This is a genomic window from Mesorhizobium sp. RCAM 05104 (assembly GCF_059683645.1).
The window spans coordinates 3,652,320-3,668,118 of sequence record NZ_CM185033.1; the positions used below are offsets into that span (position 1 = coordinate 3,652,320).

Annotated in this window: 11 protein-coding genes and 2 pseudogenes; 6 read left to right on the forward strand and 7 right to left on the reverse strand. The window is 59.9% G+C overall.

Annotated elements, in window-relative coordinates; genetic code table 11:
- Window positions 1–23: 23 nt before the first annotated feature.
- On the reverse strand, window positions 24–1,373 hold the full coding sequence (locus AC56QP_RS17865; protein ID WP_489858748.1) for a putative bifunctional diguanylate cyclase/phosphodiesterase: 1,350 nt from the start codon (window positions 1,371–1,373) through the stop codon (window positions 24–26).
- A 152-nt stretch (window positions 1,374–1,525) separates the two neighbouring features.
- Complete coding sequence (locus AC56QP_RS17870) at window positions 1,526–3,322, reverse strand: GtrA family protein (protein WP_489858747.1); 1,797 nt, start codon at window positions 3,320–3,322, stop codon at window positions 1,526–1,528.
- Between the two features lie 194 nt (window positions 3,323–3,516).
- Between AC56QP_RS17870 and AC56QP_RS17875 the strand changes: the two genes are divergently transcribed.
- Window positions 3,517–4,134, forward strand: coding sequence for a class I SAM-dependent methyltransferase (locus AC56QP_RS17875; RefSeq protein ID WP_489858746.1), 618 nt, complete (start codon window positions 3,517–3,519; stop codon window positions 4,132–4,134).
- 24 nt (window positions 4,135–4,158) lie between these two features.
- On the opposite strand, the gene AC56QP_RS17880 is transcribed toward AC56QP_RS17875, so the two are convergent.
- Together AC56QP_RS17880 and AC56QP_RS17885 are read right to left on the reverse strand one after the other, a co-directional pair.
- The gene (locus AC56QP_RS17880; protein WP_489858745.1) at window positions 4,159–4,566 is read right to left on the reverse strand and encodes a GtrA family protein; all 408 of its coding nucleotides are present in this window, start codon (window positions 4,564–4,566) and stop codon (window positions 4,159–4,161) included.
- A complete protein-coding gene (locus AC56QP_RS17885) occupies window positions 4,563–5,807 on the reverse strand; it encodes a glycosyltransferase family 2 protein (protein ID WP_497100413.1) in 1,245 nt (414 codons plus the stop codon). Before AC56QP_RS17885 ends, AC56QP_RS17880 begins: the two co-directional genes overlap by 4 nt.
- A gap of 238 nt (window positions 5,808–6,045) precedes the next feature.
- Here AC56QP_RS17885 and gshB point away from each other — a divergent pair, with 238 nt between their 5' ends.
- Both gshB and AC56QP_RS17895 read left to right on the forward strand, forming a co-directional pair.
- On the forward strand, window positions 6,046–6,987 hold the full coding sequence (gene gshB / locus AC56QP_RS17890; protein ID WP_489858743.1) for a glutathione synthase: 942 nt from the start codon (window positions 6,046–6,048) through the stop codon (window positions 6,985–6,987).
- A 183-nt stretch (window positions 6,988–7,170) separates the two neighbouring features.
- Window positions 7,171–7,812: pseudogene (locus AC56QP_RS17895) on the forward strand (magnesium chelatase domain-containing protein); the annotation flags it as partial.
- 505 nt (window positions 7,813–8,317) lie between these two features.
- On the opposite strand, the gene AC56QP_RS17900 reads toward AC56QP_RS17895, so the two are convergent.
- Window positions 8,318–9,037, reverse strand: coding sequence for a hypothetical protein (locus tag AC56QP_RS17900; RefSeq protein WP_497108991.1), 720 nt, complete (start codon window positions 9,035–9,037; stop codon window positions 8,318–8,320).
- 597 nt (window positions 9,038–9,634) lie between these two features.
- Here AC56QP_RS17900 and AC56QP_RS17905 point away from each other — a divergent pair.
- Both AC56QP_RS17905 and AC56QP_RS17910 read left to right on the forward strand, forming a co-directional pair.
- The gene (locus AC56QP_RS17905; protein WP_489858741.1) at window positions 9,635–11,710 is read left to right on the forward strand and encodes a hypothetical protein; all 2,076 of its coding nucleotides are present in this window, start codon (window positions 9,635–9,637) and stop codon (window positions 11,708–11,710) included.
- Between the two features lie 340 nt (window positions 11,711–12,050).
- On the forward strand, window positions 12,051–12,278 hold the full coding sequence (locus AC56QP_RS17910) for a DUF7661 family protein (RefSeq protein WP_489858740.1): 228 nt from the start codon (window positions 12,051–12,053) through the stop codon (window positions 12,276–12,278).
- A 465-nt stretch (window positions 12,279–12,743) separates the two neighbouring features.
- Here the strand turns inward: AC56QP_RS17910 and AC56QP_RS17915 are convergent.
- Window positions 12,744–12,980: pseudogene (locus AC56QP_RS17915) on the reverse strand (IS3 family transposase); the annotation flags it as partial.
- 138 nt (window positions 12,981–13,118) lie between these two features.
- Complete coding sequence (locus AC56QP_RS17920) at window positions 13,119–14,150, reverse strand: TauD/TfdA family dioxygenase (RefSeq protein WP_489858739.1); 1,032 nt, start codon at window positions 14,148–14,150, stop codon at window positions 13,119–13,121.
- A gap of 377 nt (window positions 14,151–14,527) precedes the next feature.
- On the opposite strand from AC56QP_RS17920, the gene AC56QP_RS17925 reads away from it, so the two are divergent.
- Window positions 14,528–15,775 carry a cytochrome P450 gene (locus AC56QP_RS17925; protein WP_489858738.1) on the forward strand — a complete coding sequence of 416 codons (1,248 nt, stop codon included), beginning with the start codon at window positions 14,528–14,530 and terminating at the stop codon, window positions 15,773–15,775.
- The last annotated feature ends 24 nt before the right edge of the window (window positions 15,776–15,799 follow it).

Here is a 15,799-nt window from a genome sequence, read left to right on the forward strand (position 1 = left end):
GCCGGCGGCGTCGATATCGGCGGTCAGACCGCCTTGGCGCGCGAGGCGCCGCGGAAGGAATCACGGAGATAGCCGAGCGTGGCGTCGGCATCGACCGGCTTGCCGAACAGATAGCCTTGCCCGCCGGCGCAGCCGAACTGGACGAGGCGGTCGGCCTGCGCTTCCTGCTCGATGCCCTCCGCCACGACATCCATGCCGAGCCCCTCGCACATGGCGAGAATGGCGCGAATGATGTGTTCCGAGGGACGGTCATCGAGAATGGAGGAGACGAAGGCGCGATCGATCTTGAGCTTGTCGAAATGGAATTCGCGCAAGCGGCCGAGCGAGGACTGCCCGGTGCCGAAGTCGTCGAGCGAAACGCGGATGCCGACGCGGCGCAAATCCTCGACGATCTTCTCGGCCGAGGCAGGGTCGTTCATCAGGCCGGTCTCGGTGATCTCGATTTCCAGCCGGCGCGGATCGAAGCCGGTGCGCTCAAGGATCGCCAGTATATGCAGGCCGGTGTTCTGGTCGACGAGTTGCGAGGGCGACAGGTTGAAGGACAGGAACAAGTCCTTCGGCCAGCTTCTGGCCGCCTCGGTCGCCTTGCGCAGCACCAGCTGCGACAGCGGGCCGATGATGCCGCGCTCCTCGGCGATGGGAATGAAGACCGTCGGCGGCACCGAGCCGAGGTCGCGATCGGTCCAGCGCGCCAGCGTCTCGAAGCCGACGGTGCGGCGGGTGTTGAGGTCGACGATGGGCTGGAAATGCGGCTCCACCTCACCGGCGGAGACGGCGCGGCGCAGCGCCTGTTCGATGCGGGTGACGCGCTTGGCCGCTTCTTCCATCTCGCGGGTGTAGACGACGACCCGGCCACGGCCGGAACGCTTGGCGTGGTAGAGCGCCGTCTCGGCCTTGTTGACGAGGATTTCGGTGGTCTCGTCGCCGGAATAGAACAACGAGCAGCCGACCGAGGCCGAGAGCCTCGCCGTACGTTCGCCAACATCGTAGGGCGCCGACAGGATCTCGATCAGCATGCGGGATTTTTCCGCCGCCGCTTCCTCGCTGAACACCAGCGGATAGAGGAAGGCGAATTCGTCGGCGCCGATCCGGCAAACCGTCGAATGACCATCCATCGAAGCGCGCAGCCGCATGGCGACCTGGATCAGGATGTCGTCACCGGCCTTGTGGCCGAACAGATCGTTGATCGGTTTGAAACCGTCAAGGTCGAGAATCCCGACGGTGAACGGTGCCGGGTCGTCGGCACGATCGCTGATCAGGCGATCGACCTTGTCGAAGAAGCGGCGATGGTTGCCAAGCCCGGTCAACGGATCGGTGAATGCCAGATCCGTGCTCTCCCTGTTTGCCTGACCGGTGCCAAACGAAGTTTGCATCGGTGTCCCTGTTTGTGACTGCGGATTTACGCCCAGACTGTCAGCAAACCCTTTAGGAAACGTATCCCCAAATCGATTATTCGCGGGTAAAGTGCATCACCTTCGGGAAGGTCGCCGCCGCGTGCGTCAAACCTTTGTTTTCAGGCAATTCTTCAGCCGTTGGGCCTGACACGATAGAGTTCGAATGGGGCGCCCCTGGTGTCCGCGACCGGCTCCAGCCATTCCGGCACGTTGCCGCGCATCAGCCCGGCCAGAAAGCCGTCCGGCGTGGTGGCGGCGAGAAGCTGGCTTTCCGGATTGCCACGGCATACAGCGACAAGGCCGACATGGTGGCTTTCGACCACCGACCTGGCATCGGCGTCCGATCCGAGGAAGGCATCGAGCGCAAGCAGGTTTCCCGCGATGTTGCGATGATACGGCCCGGCGAACACGCGATGCCCGGAATAGGCCAGGATGGGCGAGCCAAGATTGGAAATGGCGAGCACGGTGGTGTCCGACATCTGGCTGAGTGCCGCGAACGAGGCCTTGCCTTGGCAGGCACCATCGACACTGGCGTCCTTGACGGCCACGCGGGGTTCGAACACGCTCGATGCCGCCTCGGCGGCGGCCGACCAGATTGCGTTCACCGAGATCAGCCAGGCCGCGACCATCCTGAGCACCGCGCCGCGTGACGGGCTGGTTTCCGCCCGCTGCCGCCATTTGGCGATCCAGGCGGAAAGCGGGATCACCGCGAAGGCGATGGAGAAAGTCGAGCCGCGCACTTCCCAGGCGCTGACCAGGACCGCCACAACCAGCAGCCCGCCGACAAGACTGTCCTGCCGCCGCCAGCAGCCCCGGCTGAAGCGAAGCACCATCAGGGCAACCGCCAGAAGCGGCGTGGCAAAACGCGCCACCACCCGGACCGGATCGTAGAGGACCAGTTTGTACAGCGACTGCGCCTCGTCGATGTAATCGAGCCACAATTCCCTGAGGCGCGGATCGAGGTTCGCATAGGGAGCTGCCAGGCATTGCGGGAACAGTGACACCACGACAGCGCCCAGCACCATGGCAAGCAGGCCAAGCGAGATCAGCCGCCGCCGGCGCGTGCGGCTGGCCGCATCGACCGAAGCGATGGTCGCAAGGCCAGTTCCAGCAAGCGCCGCGACGACGAACTGCATGGTCGAGAAGGCATCGCATTGCGCCTGGCCCCAGGCCGACGGCGGGATGGTGGTGACGAACACCAGCGCCGAAACGCCGGCAAAGCCGAGGCCAAAATCCATCGCGATCCGGCGTTCTCCTCCCGGGTCGACGACAAACAATATCGCCGTGCAGGCGCCGATGGCGGCGACATAGGGCGCGGTTTCCATGCCGACAGCCAGCGTCAGCGCCGCGCATAGGCCCGAAAACAGTGCCGCCCACCGCCGCTCGGGTGCCTCGATCAGCAAACCCAGGCTGGCCATGGTCAGCGTCAGCTGGACATTGTGATGATCGAGCGCGCCCGGCGAAAAGATGCCGATGAAATGCAGCGCCGCGGCGCCGACGACGACAGCCGGCAGCACGGCGCCCGCACCGGCGAAACCGCGCGCCGCGCGGGCGGTGAAGAACACGGCCGCACAGAACAGCAGCGCCGGCCACAGTATCTGCGCGATGGCCTCGGCCATGGCCATGCTGCCGGTCAGGGCCGAAGCCGTGAGGATGATGGCGGCGAGCGGCGCGTCGACCAGCCGCGACCAGTGCATGACGAAGCCGCCTTCAAGCCCCATCCTGTACTGATGCAGGTCGAACCAGCCCTGTCCGGCCAGCATGTCGCGAACCTCGACCAGACGCAGCAGACTGTCATTGTCGCCGCCGGCATTGGTCAATTCGCGGAATCCGTTGCAGGCGCTGACGGCAACCAGCACCAGCGTGGCGATGAGTGCCAGCGCGAGATCGTTACGCCATGACGGGCGTAGCGTGGCCTTGACGGACATTGTGGCATCGACAGGGGTCACGGGACGGCCTTTGGTTGCTCCCTTTCGCGAAAGGAAACCTAGCGCCAACTCACTGCGCAAACCTTAAGCCAGCCTTGCGAAAGGCAATCCATGTCGCGAAACGCTTTGTTCGTCATTCACGGATATGTTCCCGGAACAGACGATGAACAGGCAATTCGGCCCCGGATCTTGGCATGAGTACTATGGCGGTCGAAAAAAAGATCCTGAACGCGGCGCACAGCCGTGCAGTGTTTCAACGCCGCATCCGGGTCCTCTCCGAACATATCAGCGTCATGCTGGGCACTGAGGGCACCGTTCTCGATCTCGGCTGCGGCGATGGCTCGCTGGCCAAGGCGGTGATGGACAGGAAACCCGGGCTGACGTTTCGCGGGATCGATGTTTTTGTCCGTCCGCGTACGGCCATCCCCGTGGAGATTTTCGACGGCGCCACGATTCCGGCCGCTTCCGGATCGTTCGACTGGGTGACCATAGTCGATGTCCTCCACCACACGGACAATCCCGGCCATCTTGTCGCCGAAGCCGCAAGGGTCGCCCGCAAGGGCATTGTCATCAAGGACCATCTGCGGGACGGGCCCTTTGCCCACCGCACACTCAGGTTCATGGACTGGGTGGGAAACAAGGGCCACGATGTGAGGCTGCCCTATAACTACCTGTCCAGACAGGAATGGGAAGCGATGTTCGGTCAGGTCGGGCTCAAGGCCCAGACCTGGCGCGAAAACCTGGCGCTATATCCCTTTCCAGCGAACCTCCTGTTCGACAGGGGTCTGCACTTCGTGGCATCGCTTCGGTAACCGGCGGGCCGCAGCCGAACGCCTTCACGCGGCTCTTTGATCGTCGCGAAACACCCAAACCAATGAAAGCACATAGCTCGCCGCGCTTGCGGCGACCGTGGTGATGGCTGACATGACCAGCGGCGACGCGGAAAATATCGACACCGCGACATGGGCGGACAGGCCTGCGAACGCTGCGCAGCCTAGCTGGGTGACGAGATAGCGTGGCAACGCATGGGCGTGGTCGTGCTGCCCCTCGAACGTCCAGCCGCGCTGCGCCGAATACGCCACTACGAACGCCAGCACATAGGCGATGACGCTTCCGGCAAACGGCGGCAAGCCGGCCGAAACCAAGGCCCACGACAATCCGAAGAACAGCAGCGCCGCGCCAATGCCGACCACGGCGAACCGGACAAGCCGTACCGAGGCGAATTTTCGCGCAAGCCCGCTCATTTTTCAGCAGGCGCGCCGGTTTCGGCCGATCGGTTGGCCTGGCCTGCTTTCAGCCGTTTTACCGGTATCTCCAGAACCCCCAGCAGGAACGCCGAGAAGAATGCCTGGAATGAAATGACGATCAGGCTGAGGCCGAGCACGACGATACGCGGGATTTCGGAATCGTTCAGCGGACCGAAGCCGAGATGCGCCCAGCGCGCCACGGCATAGGTGAAGAACAGCACGCCGCCGGCGAAACAGATGCCGGCATTGGTGGCGAGACGATCGGTGCTGATGGTTCTGGTCAGCCAGTCGGAACGTCGGCTTGGCGGCAGAATGCCGGTTATCTCGGCATAGTAACGCGAAATGGCGCCAAAAGTGATGAGCTGGACGCCGGTGACGACCATGAAACAGGCGGCAACGAAGGTGTTGAGGTCGAGCGACAGATTGTCGATCACGCGCAGCGGCCCGAACACCAGCAGCGCCGCAAACAGCATGCCAAGGCCGCCGAGCACCGTGCCCGGGATGAAGAACATCCAGCGCGGATTGTAGACCAGCAGGAACTTCAGATGCCGCCAGCCGTCGCGCCAGGTCCTGAGATGCGGCGGCCGGCTGCGGCCGTCGGGCTTGAGCTTGGTCGGCACTTCCTCGATGCGCAGGCCGGCCAGCGCGCCGCGGACCACCATTTCGCTGGCGAATTCCATGCCGGTCGTCTGCAAATCGAGCTTCCTGATGCTCTCGGTGTTGAAGCCGCGCAGACCGCAGTGGAAATCACCGGTCCTGATGCGGAAGAACAGCCGGCCGACAAAGCTCAGCACCGGATTGCCGAGATAGCGGTGCAGCGGCGGCATGGCACCGGGTTCGATGCCGCCTTGGAAGCGATTGCCCATGACCAGGTCGGCGCCGTCACGCAGGCGGGCCACGAACGCCTCCAGCGCGCCGAAGTCATAGCTGTCGTCGGCATCGCCCATGATGATGAAGCGGCCCTTGGCAGCGGCGATGCCACCAAGCAAGGCGGCGCCATACCCCTTTTCGGCCACAGGCACGACACGGGCACCGATCGCGGCGGCGATATCCTGCGAACCGTCGGTGCTGCCATTGTCGGCGATCAAGACCTCGCCGGAGATCCCGGCCTTGCCGAGAAAAGCCTTCGCCTTGCCGATGCAGACGGCCAGCGTCTCGGCCTCGTTGAGGCACGGCATGAGGATGGTGAGTTCGAGCTCTTTGGCCGAGGCGGCCCGGATGGCGGTGACGGCGTTCATGGTCGTTGTTCCATCGAGGACCCGGTGCGGCAGCGGCAGGCCGGGCAATTCGGCGCTTACCCTTGCACGGCAAGGCTTAAGAAAACGATGACGCGCAGCCTTGCCTTGTCTCCAACTGGCCGGCAGCGACCAGGCATGCGGTTGCCTGATGCCAATCTTCAAAATGTCGCGATTGGCAGACGCGCGGCGAGGCTGTACAGGCAAGGCAGTCGCCCATCCGATGCGCCGGAGACCTGCCATGAAGCTGAAAATCGCCGTCCAGATGGACCATATCTCCACCGTCTCGATCGCCGGCGACACCTCGTTCGCGCTGTCGCTGGAGGCGCAGCGGCGCGGCCACCAGTTGTTCCACTACACGCCCGACCGGCTGTCGCTGCGCGACGGCAAGGTGTTTGCCCGCATCGAGGAAATGACCGTCCGCGACGAGAAGGGCAGCCACTATTCGCTGGGCGAGCAGGCGCGCACCGATCTCGCGGAAATGGACGTCGTCCTGCTGCGCCAGGATCCGCCCTTCGACATGAACTACATCACCACCACGCACATCCTCGAGCGCATCCATCCCGGGACGTTGGTGGTCAACGACCCGGCCTGGGTGCGCAACAGCCCGGAAAAGATCTTCGTCACCGAGTTTGCCGACCTGATGCCTGAGACGCTGATCACCAAGGACAGCCAGGAGGTCGCCGCCTTCCGCAAGGAGTTCGGCGACATCATCGTCAAGCCGCTCTACGGCAATGGCGGCGCCGGTATCTTCCATCTGCACGAGGCTGACCGCAACCTCGCCTCGCTGCTCGAGATGTTCGGGCAGATGTTCCGCGAACCCTATATCGTGCAGCGCTACCTGAAGGAGGTGCGCAAGGGCGACAAGCGCATCATCCTGATCGACGGCGAGCCGGTCGGTGCCATCAACCGGGTGCCGGCCGAGCATGATTCCCGCTCCAACATGCATGTCGGCGGCCGCGCCGAAAAGACCGAGCTGACGGAGCGCGAGCGCGAAATCTGCGCCCGCATCGGGCCGTCGCTGAAGGAGCGCGGCTTCATTCTCGTCGGCATCGATGTCATCGGCGACTACATGACCGAGATCAACGTGACGTCGCCGACCGGCGTGCGCGAGGTCAAGCGCTTCGGCGGCGCCGACATTGCCAGCCTGTTCTGGGACGCCATCGAGGACAAACGAAAGTAAGCCATTTTCATTTTGTCTTAACCAAGTTTCGCCCTGCAACCCGGCGCAATCCGCCTGCAACCACAGCGCGCGACTGTTCCTGTAATGTTCTTGCCTTGGCTGGGAAACTGTGATTGTCTCCCCAGGGGCTTTCAGGGCCCTGATCGCACGGGCTGGGGCAAGCCCATATCCAGGGTGGGAAAAATGGTGGCGCGGGTTCGCACGGTCGCTTTCCAGGGTATCGAGGCCGTGCCGGTCGACGTGCAGGTGATGATCGCACCCGGCAAGGTCAACATGCACATTGTCGGCCTGGCCGACAAGGCGGTGGCCGAAAGCCGCGAGCGGGTGCAGGCGGCACTGCATGCCTCTGGCCTGTCCATGCCGTCCAAGAAGGTCACCGTCAATCTGGCGCCGGCCGACCTGCCGAAGGAAGGCAGCCACTACGATTTGCCGATCGCGCTTGGCCTGATGGCGGCCCTTGGCGCCATTCCGGGCGACATGCTGGCCGGCTATGTCGTGCTTGGCGAATTGTCGCTCGATGGCACGATTGCCGCGGTCGCCGGCGCCTTGCCGGCGGCGATCGGCGCCAATGCCGAGGGCAAGGGCCTGATCTGTCCGTTCGCCTGCGGGCCGGAAGCGGCCTGGGCGGGTGCTGATTTCGACATTCTGGCGCCGCGCAGCCTGATAGCCATCGCCAATCATTTTCGTGGCACGCAGGTGCTGTCGCGGCCGGAAGCCGGCATCCACGCCTCGGCGCGCGACCTGCCCGACCTTGCCGACATCAAGGGCCAGGAGAGCGCCAAGCGAGCGCTGGAAGTGGCGGCTGCCGGTGGCCATAACCTGCTAACGTTGTGGATAATTAAATGGCGAGCTATGATCGAAGCCGGAAACGGCCGCTCGAACAGACTGATGATTTCGGCGTGATAGCGAACGTTCATCTCGCTATCACGAAGGACCGAGATCGGCCCGAAGTGGACCTGCCGTACCGACCCTACATTGGCGAAATGCAAATGCAATGGCAGGTATGGAAAGGGCCCGCGTTGATCATAGACAAAGAAGGCATCACTTGCCTCATTTTGCAGGATTTTGAAGGCAGTACCGTCAAGCTAAGCAAATGGCTTCATCTTTTCGATGATACTCTCCACGTTCTCGGTGATCTTTTTACATATCGGCAATGCTTTGCTCGCCGTATCCGCGATCCTCGGCAAGTGAGATTGAGCCCTTTTTGACCCCACGGGAGCTAGGGCGCGTATTGTCTCGATAGCTTGTAAATATGTCCATAGTCTAAACATATCAGAAAGGATTCCATCGTCAGCATTCACCGGCTCGCTGAGATACAGCTCAAGACCATTCACATACACCGGCACCAGTGATTCCTTTTTTGGATTCTGGATGTTTCAAGTTCATTCAAGATCGCCCGGAGAGCAGCGCGAAGACCCAAGAGGCGTGAACGTGCATTGCTGTCGGTTTGGAGGGTTGCCCACTCATTGAGGGCGTCAAGTCGTTCCCCGTCGAGGAAATGGACGTTATCCCCATATCGTTCGCGTCCCAATTCATTCAGCAACTGCGTTTTCGCGTTATCCGTAATGCTTCCACTATTAAAAATATAAACAGCCGACGCGTAACACTCTCTTGTGGAATCCGTCTTCTTAAATGAAATGGAGAACGACTGCTTCACTTGCGAAAGCAACGCGTCAATTGAGACTCCTTGTCGGATAGTTTTCTCGTGTTTAACTTGTGCTACATAATTTATCATTCCACCCAGCCGATGGAATTCAGAAAACACAAAATCTTTGCCAAATTCTTGTGAGCCATGCTGCATGGCCACGTTGTAGAAGCCAAGTCTATTTAGAAGCGGCCTCACGAATTTTTCGCGAAATTCGGCTTCGTCTTTGAATCGCTCATAAAGCAGCATAAAACCTTGATCCCACAAGATCAGTTTGAATTGCAGCGTCAGAATCCATTTGCCTTGCAAAATTTTGACAAGAAAAGCCCCTTGATCCAGTGGAGGGCGTTGAGCATCGGTCGGCCACAAACAGGATTGTAAGCGCTTTGCGCCTCCCTCCAACACGTCTTTGATGAGTTCATTTATCGCGAGTAATCGATTTCCGCAAATACAATGACATGGATCGCTGAGGGCTGACTGGGGCTTGTGCCGCCGGCCAATCGCTGCGGTCGCGTGACCAGACAGACATTGGAAGCGGTTGACAAGGAACCTCGACCGTTTCAAGCGGGGTTAGCCGGAGGGTCCGCCAGCGTCAGTTCATATGACGAGTTGCATTATGAAGAAGTGGTCTCTGGCGCGAGGTGTGGAGATCACCCCTTTGGCCAGTAAGAGCGGCGCTGCGTGTAACCGCAGACGATTTCGCCGGGCAGCAGTATCTGTTAGGACAAGCTTGATGCCGGCGAAAGACATGTGCAGTGGCACCTGCCGACTGTCTGCTTTCAGCACTACGCTTTTCGGAACGTTCAGCTTGAGGCGCAAAGCTGCCGTTCCTTCCGCGCGTGAACTGAACGGATTCGCGCTCTGCGGCCTTTCTTTTATTAGACATTCGTACGCGACGGTGGCGATTGCATTATTTGCGAGAACGAGATCGCCCGCACCACTAGCTAAGCGCGAAGGTGAAGTTATAAACTGCTAATCTAGTGCGATAGGAGAAGTCCTCCAATGATACCGTTGATTGGTGGCTTGTTACTCTTTCTTCTTTTGCGATCCGACCAGGGTTTTGAGCTGTTAAAACTCGCAAGTGAAAGCGGCGAAGCAGCCTTCCAACTGTGCCTCGGTGTAATTTTCGTTTCTGGCGCGCTCCTGTCGCTGCATCAAGCCGAAGGGTCGCCGCCGCATGTAAGCGCCCAAAGCGCTATTAGAAGGGGTCGCGCGTCGTTGCCGCTTGTCGCAGTTGTCGCAGCCTATCTTCTTGCCGGTCCGCTGGATTTCTTGCCCATCATTGCGCTGGTGACGCTATCGTGGCTGCTCTGTCTTTTAATCGCAGAACGCATCGCCATCGCGCGAGTCAGCCCGCTTGCCGCGGCCTGGCCCTATCGCAAATATTTCGCACCGCTTCTGTTTGTCGGTATTGGCGCTTTCCCCAAAGCGCTTGCCGGTCCGATGGGATCCTTGGGGTCTATGCTGATCATTCTAGCGCTTTACTACGCCCTGGCGGTGCGGTTGGCACGACATCGTCGTGCAAAGTATATCGTCATAACCCTTGGCATCTCTTTTTTGCTGACCGCGACGCTTTGGCGCGGGAACGCCATTCGTGAAACGACCCATCCCAACGGCAATTTGGTTGTCACCTGTCCTGCGCCGCAACCAATACCCGGGCTAGTTTCCTTTGACGAAGCGCTCCGATGCTGGTACGAATCACAGGGAACCGAAGACGCAACGATGGTCCTTGTTGCCGCTGCCGGGGGCGGGCTAAGAGCCGCTCTTTGGACGTATACGGTTCTTTCTAAACTCGATGTCAACGTTCCTGGATTTTCCAAGCACCTTTTCGCCCTTACCGGCGCATCAGGCGGCGCGGTCGGCGTGACCATGTTTAGAGCAGCGCTAACGTCGGCGGAGCGCAACGCAAATTGCGCCGTAACCACTCCGGAGTCATCCCCAAAAGTCGAAGCGGTCTTCGGGAGCGACCTTCTGGCGTTACCGCTTACGACGATGTTCACAACTGATGTCATTTCTCTTTTCTTTGGCCCGTTCAGCTTGATACAGGACGATCGAGCTGCAGCACTAGAGTTGAGTTTCGAAGCCGCATGGACAAGCCAATTTGGCAATTCGCTCCTCTCAGAAAGCTATTTAGACCTCTGGCCCTGCAGGCCCTGGCCGGCCCTATTGCTCAATTCTACTTCGGTTCAAACGGGGACGGCCGTCTTTAGCTCGAACATGCTGCTTGACGATTTTGATCTCTACAGCCATTACATGGATCTACCTGTCGCTGGTTGGCGCGCATCCACGATGATGGTAAATACCGCGCGCTTTCCAATCGTATCGCCAGCCGGTCGTTTCCTGATGAGCGTATATCGCGACGACCACGGTATTGAGCGGATCGTCCCATTGTTAGCAACGGAACCAGCTCCCCCAAACGCCTATCGAAAGTTGGTGACCACCGTCGTCGACGGCGGTTACTCAGACAATTTCGGCGCCACTGCGGTCCAAAGGATAGTAGACAATATAGATGGATGGCAATGCAAATACCTCATTTCGAAGTCTCCATCGCAGGCCGGGTCGAGTTGCCGTGAGATTTTGGAGAAGAGTCGATTTATTCGATACGTCATCATCCAGGTGACTAGCGATCCTGCCGTTGCATCGAGCTGCGATGAGGCGCCGAGAGACCCACATGTAGGAATGATTTGGAGTGACAGTGATCCTCCGGACTTGTTGACTCCGTTCGAAGGTCTTGTCAGCTTTGCCCGACAGTCGGGATTTTCGGTGGCCCAAGGACTAAAAGGGAGGATCGAAACGATGAATCAGTTTGACGCTCGAGATCGCACCTTTGGGTACTTTCAGCGTGGGGATAAATTGTTTCCGACGCCGTATTTCCACTTCAGCCTAGGTCGCAGGCGGACCGAAAGTGATATCCAGCAGTCGGCCGCACCCCTTCATTGGTCTCTGTCTCCGTCAACCCAAGCCGCTATTCGAAATACCATCGACGTCTGTGGGCCGTCGGTAATTCCCACCTTGTCGGAGATGCTCAAAATCGGTTTAGCCCTTGACCGCAACACACACCGCGATCCCGGTCGCTAACAGTCAGTAATGTGCTTGGCTGCACACTTGAAGTCTCCGTTGGAATGTCTATCCATGAATGTCGCGGGCCGAACGATCGTGGCGGCAATCGGAAGCTCGGACTATAATGTCGGAGTGCAGGTCCACTACTATCACGGCTCGTCTGATCGAAACTTTCGATAGGAATGCTTGCCCTTTCCAGGGCGCTGCCGGATGTCCCGTTGGGGTCGCGATCGGAGCTTGAAATTCGTCGGCCGACGCGCGTACCATCTCGGGACCAACGGCTCAAAGCTCGACCGCCAGCGATAGGCAAGACGAGGAGAGCCGAACCAACGAGAAGCCTCGCCAGGATCTCAATACTATGTCCATCATGACCTTCAAGATTTATGGCAGACTGCGGCTTCAGGTCGAGCGGACCGGCGACCGCTGGGCGATGTATCGGCTGATCGACGGGCGGCGGCAGCCATACTTCAGGTTTGCCATCCCGCCCGACATGGAGGAATCGGAGATCGCGACCTATCTTGACGACATGCTTCATGAGAGCGCGGGGCCGAACGATATCGTTCAGCTGCTCTCAAGAACCGATTAGCACGCGGGATCGCCGAATGAGAATAGTCTTCAGCCGTCACGGCCTGCTTCGCCGGCTGGGGCAGCTCGGTTAGCTACGTGGGCGCCCCGGTGCAACACGATGCGACACCCAGGCCGGACGATGCGGCCAACGTCGCAGCCTTCGGTTCGGCCCATGCCTTAGCCGTGACGATAGGTTTGTTCGTCGCAAGATATTATTACAGGCACATTCCTCGCCTAACTCGTCTTGGTTTTTGGTAGAAGGGCGCCCTCATTAGCGCAATTGCGGGGCAGTTTTTCCAAGTTCATCGTGCCCAAATACTCGGCGTCGCCTGTCGCTCGTGCATTCGGCGCGCGGCGCGGCAAACTCGGCTCGAGATTGCTAAGCTTGCTCGAAGTGCGCGCAGAAGCGCTCGGCGGTTTCGAGCGGGTCCGCATCACGGCGATTCCGACGCTCAACCTTGCTCCCGGTGTCCTGGCAGCAGGTCTCGAGCTCGACGGGCTTAACCTTATCGGCAGCCTCGGTTGGGACACCAGCCCGCTTGCCACTATCCACGGCGGCCATCTTCACCCATTCACGCAGCCTCTGCGGAACGCAGCCGATCTTCTCTGCAATCAACATTACCGCCGCCCAGCCGGAGGGGTAATCGTGCTTGTAATCGACTACCATCCGCACCGCACGCTCGCGGACTCCCGGCGCAAACTTGTTTGTCTTCTTGCTCACACGGGCTCCACGGAGCTGAAGCCTGCGGAAAACACGGGGCGGTTCGATGCGATGCTTGCTGGAGATGCTGGCGAAAAGGCGGATCGGCTCACTCTTTGTTCAGAAAATTTACGGCGTTGCAAGATCACAGCTTCGCGTTTACGCAAGCGACGCGATTAGGCCCGCCTGCATAGCGCGTGCACCGGTGAAGCGCTCCCGACCGTGCATGACGCGGTAATTGTCGAGGAGGAGGATGTCCCCGTTCGCCATACTGACGGGCCGCTCAGCGGCAATTAGGATGTCCCAGATTGCCAACAACGCGTCAACTTTCACCGCGTTGCCCTCGGCGGTCAGTACGGCGTTTAGATGGTAATGATCGCTCCGTTCGACGAGGCGCCGAAGATAGCGTTCCTGCTGCGTCCGTCCATCTCGGGCAGCCCAGCGGATCATGCACTCGGGTGAGAAATAGTGCGCTTGATTGAACCAGATATCCTCGCCTGTAGTGGGATGCGGACGGAAGGCAGTCGTTACACCGTGGCTTAGATGCAACGTGCCGTCGTCGTGCCACGAGGCGTGCCAATGGCGTCTCGCGGCTATATCGAGGACCAAGTCGCGGTCGTCGGTGCAGAAAACGTCCTGCCACGGCCGCGAGATGCCGGACGCCAGGTAGAGCGAATGCCGAGGCGGCAAGGCGCGCTTGAGAAGAATGCCATGACGCCTGAAGGACGTCACAATGTCGTCCGGCAGCGACTTTGCAACCAGCCGCGCGTCTGCAAGGACGCTGCGTCCGCCCACATCCGCCGCGCGCGCGCAGTAGAAGACGATCGCCTCTGGGGCGTCCGGCAGGTACGCCATCTCTTGGTGAAGCGCGACACTGTACTCGCCACCGAGTTCGGTGGCACTGTAGGTACGAGCCCCGAGGCGCCGTCGCGGCGAGCTGCCTCCAACGTAATCCTCCATGGGCGCGCCTATCGTTTCAAGCACCGCGTGGAAGGCCAATTCATTCAACTCGCCGGCAAAGCCGCGCAGGAGAACGCCGCCGTCGATTTGTAAGTGTGACTTGAGAACAGTGTGGTGCTCGCACAGCCACTGCTCAAATGTGCTGTACGAACGAGGGGCGCCACCAATATTTTCGCAAAGTACGACTGGCGAGTCGGCAATCCCTATCGTCCACTTTGCAACGATGTTCATCGAGTGCGTCAATGCAGCAGCCCGTCGCGGACGGCACATATTAGCCGCGCTAGTAACCGTTTCACACGCCAAAAGGCGTCATTGAAGGTCTGAACCGTTTCCCAATCTTGTGCCATATCTTCAGCCATACCGCGCAAATGCCCCGCGAGCCGTTTCGCAAAAGCGTTCTAATATGATTTAACACATGCTACAACCTGAAGGGCCTAGTGGAGCGTCAACAAGCGGGGCTTTGGCCGCTTGATCTCGTGGTCCACGGAATTCTCGATGACCAAAGGCCTGCTAGCGTCCGCCGGCCAGCAATTCTTTGTTGGCCGAGTATGGTTGGCAGGTCCGTCGGATAGCGATACGCCGGTTTCACTAATGAAGGGGGCATACTCATGACGTCCGAGATGCGCGTTGGGACGGGCTTCTTCGCTGGCGACCCTTATTCGCTCTATTGTGAACTGCGCCGGCAAGGGCCGATTCACTGGTCGGACGAACTATTCGGCGGCGCATGGGTGCTGACTACGTTTGATGGCGTGGAGTCGGCCTTAAAAGACGCCCGTCTGTCCGCGCGGCGCACTGGAGGTTGGTTAATGCGCGGATCATTTCGGGGAAGCGAGCATAGGCAGCAACTCATCGACATGCAGCGCCTCTTCGCCCGGGCAATGTTATTCGTTGACAAACCCAGCCATCCGAGGCTGCGGCAGGCAATGCAGGCCGGTTTCCGCCCCGCCGTGATCCACAAGCTCCAAGGCTTCGTAAGCCAAGCCGTCGTTGAATTGATGGATAGCATCGAGGCAAATTACGTCGCCGATATGCCTTTCGACTTCATCGAGAACTTCGCAAGAGTGTTACCTGCTCAGGTGATTGCCGCCTTTTTGGGACTGCGCGATGTGGACCAGGATCAATTTTCGCATTGGTCGCGCACGATCGCGACTTTCCTCGGGTCGGTGCATCCCAATGTGTCCGAAACGCTGGCAGCGCGCGACGCGATACTGGCGATGAGCGCGTATATCGAACTGTGCCTTCGCCGAGGCGAGATCGAAGAAGGCGATATGCTGAGCGTGTTGATAGACGCCCAGACACGTGGAGAAATCGAAAGCGGCGCCGAGATACTTTCGCAATGTGCAATGCTGCTTTTTGCTGGCCACGAAACGACACGCCACCTGCTTGGAACGGCAGTTTACTGGCTCCTTGAGACACCAGAGCGTTGGCAATCGCTTCGCGATCCTGCTCGGCTGCGCACGGCAGTTCGTGAACTCCTCCGGTTTGAAAGCCCGGTGCAGTACACGGGCAGACGGGCCAACTGCTCGTTTAATCTTCTGGGACGTGACATCAGGCGTGGCGACCTAGTTCTGCCACTCATCGGCTCCGCCAACCGTGACCCGAAGCGCTACGATGATCCTGAGCACATCAACCTCGACCGGCAGGTTGGCGTCCCGCTATCATTCGGCACGGGGCCGCACGTGTGCATTGGCGCCACGCTTACGCTTATGGAAGCCGAGTGCGCATTGGCCGGACTCATTAAACGTTGGCCGAACGCGTGCTTGGACGAAACGCAGCCGAAATGGATCGACCTGCCGCTCTACCGCGGATTGAGCACTTTGATGTTGCGCCGATCTCCCATGAACCGCGCGGCATGAATGCGCGTTAGCGGCAAAGGAGGC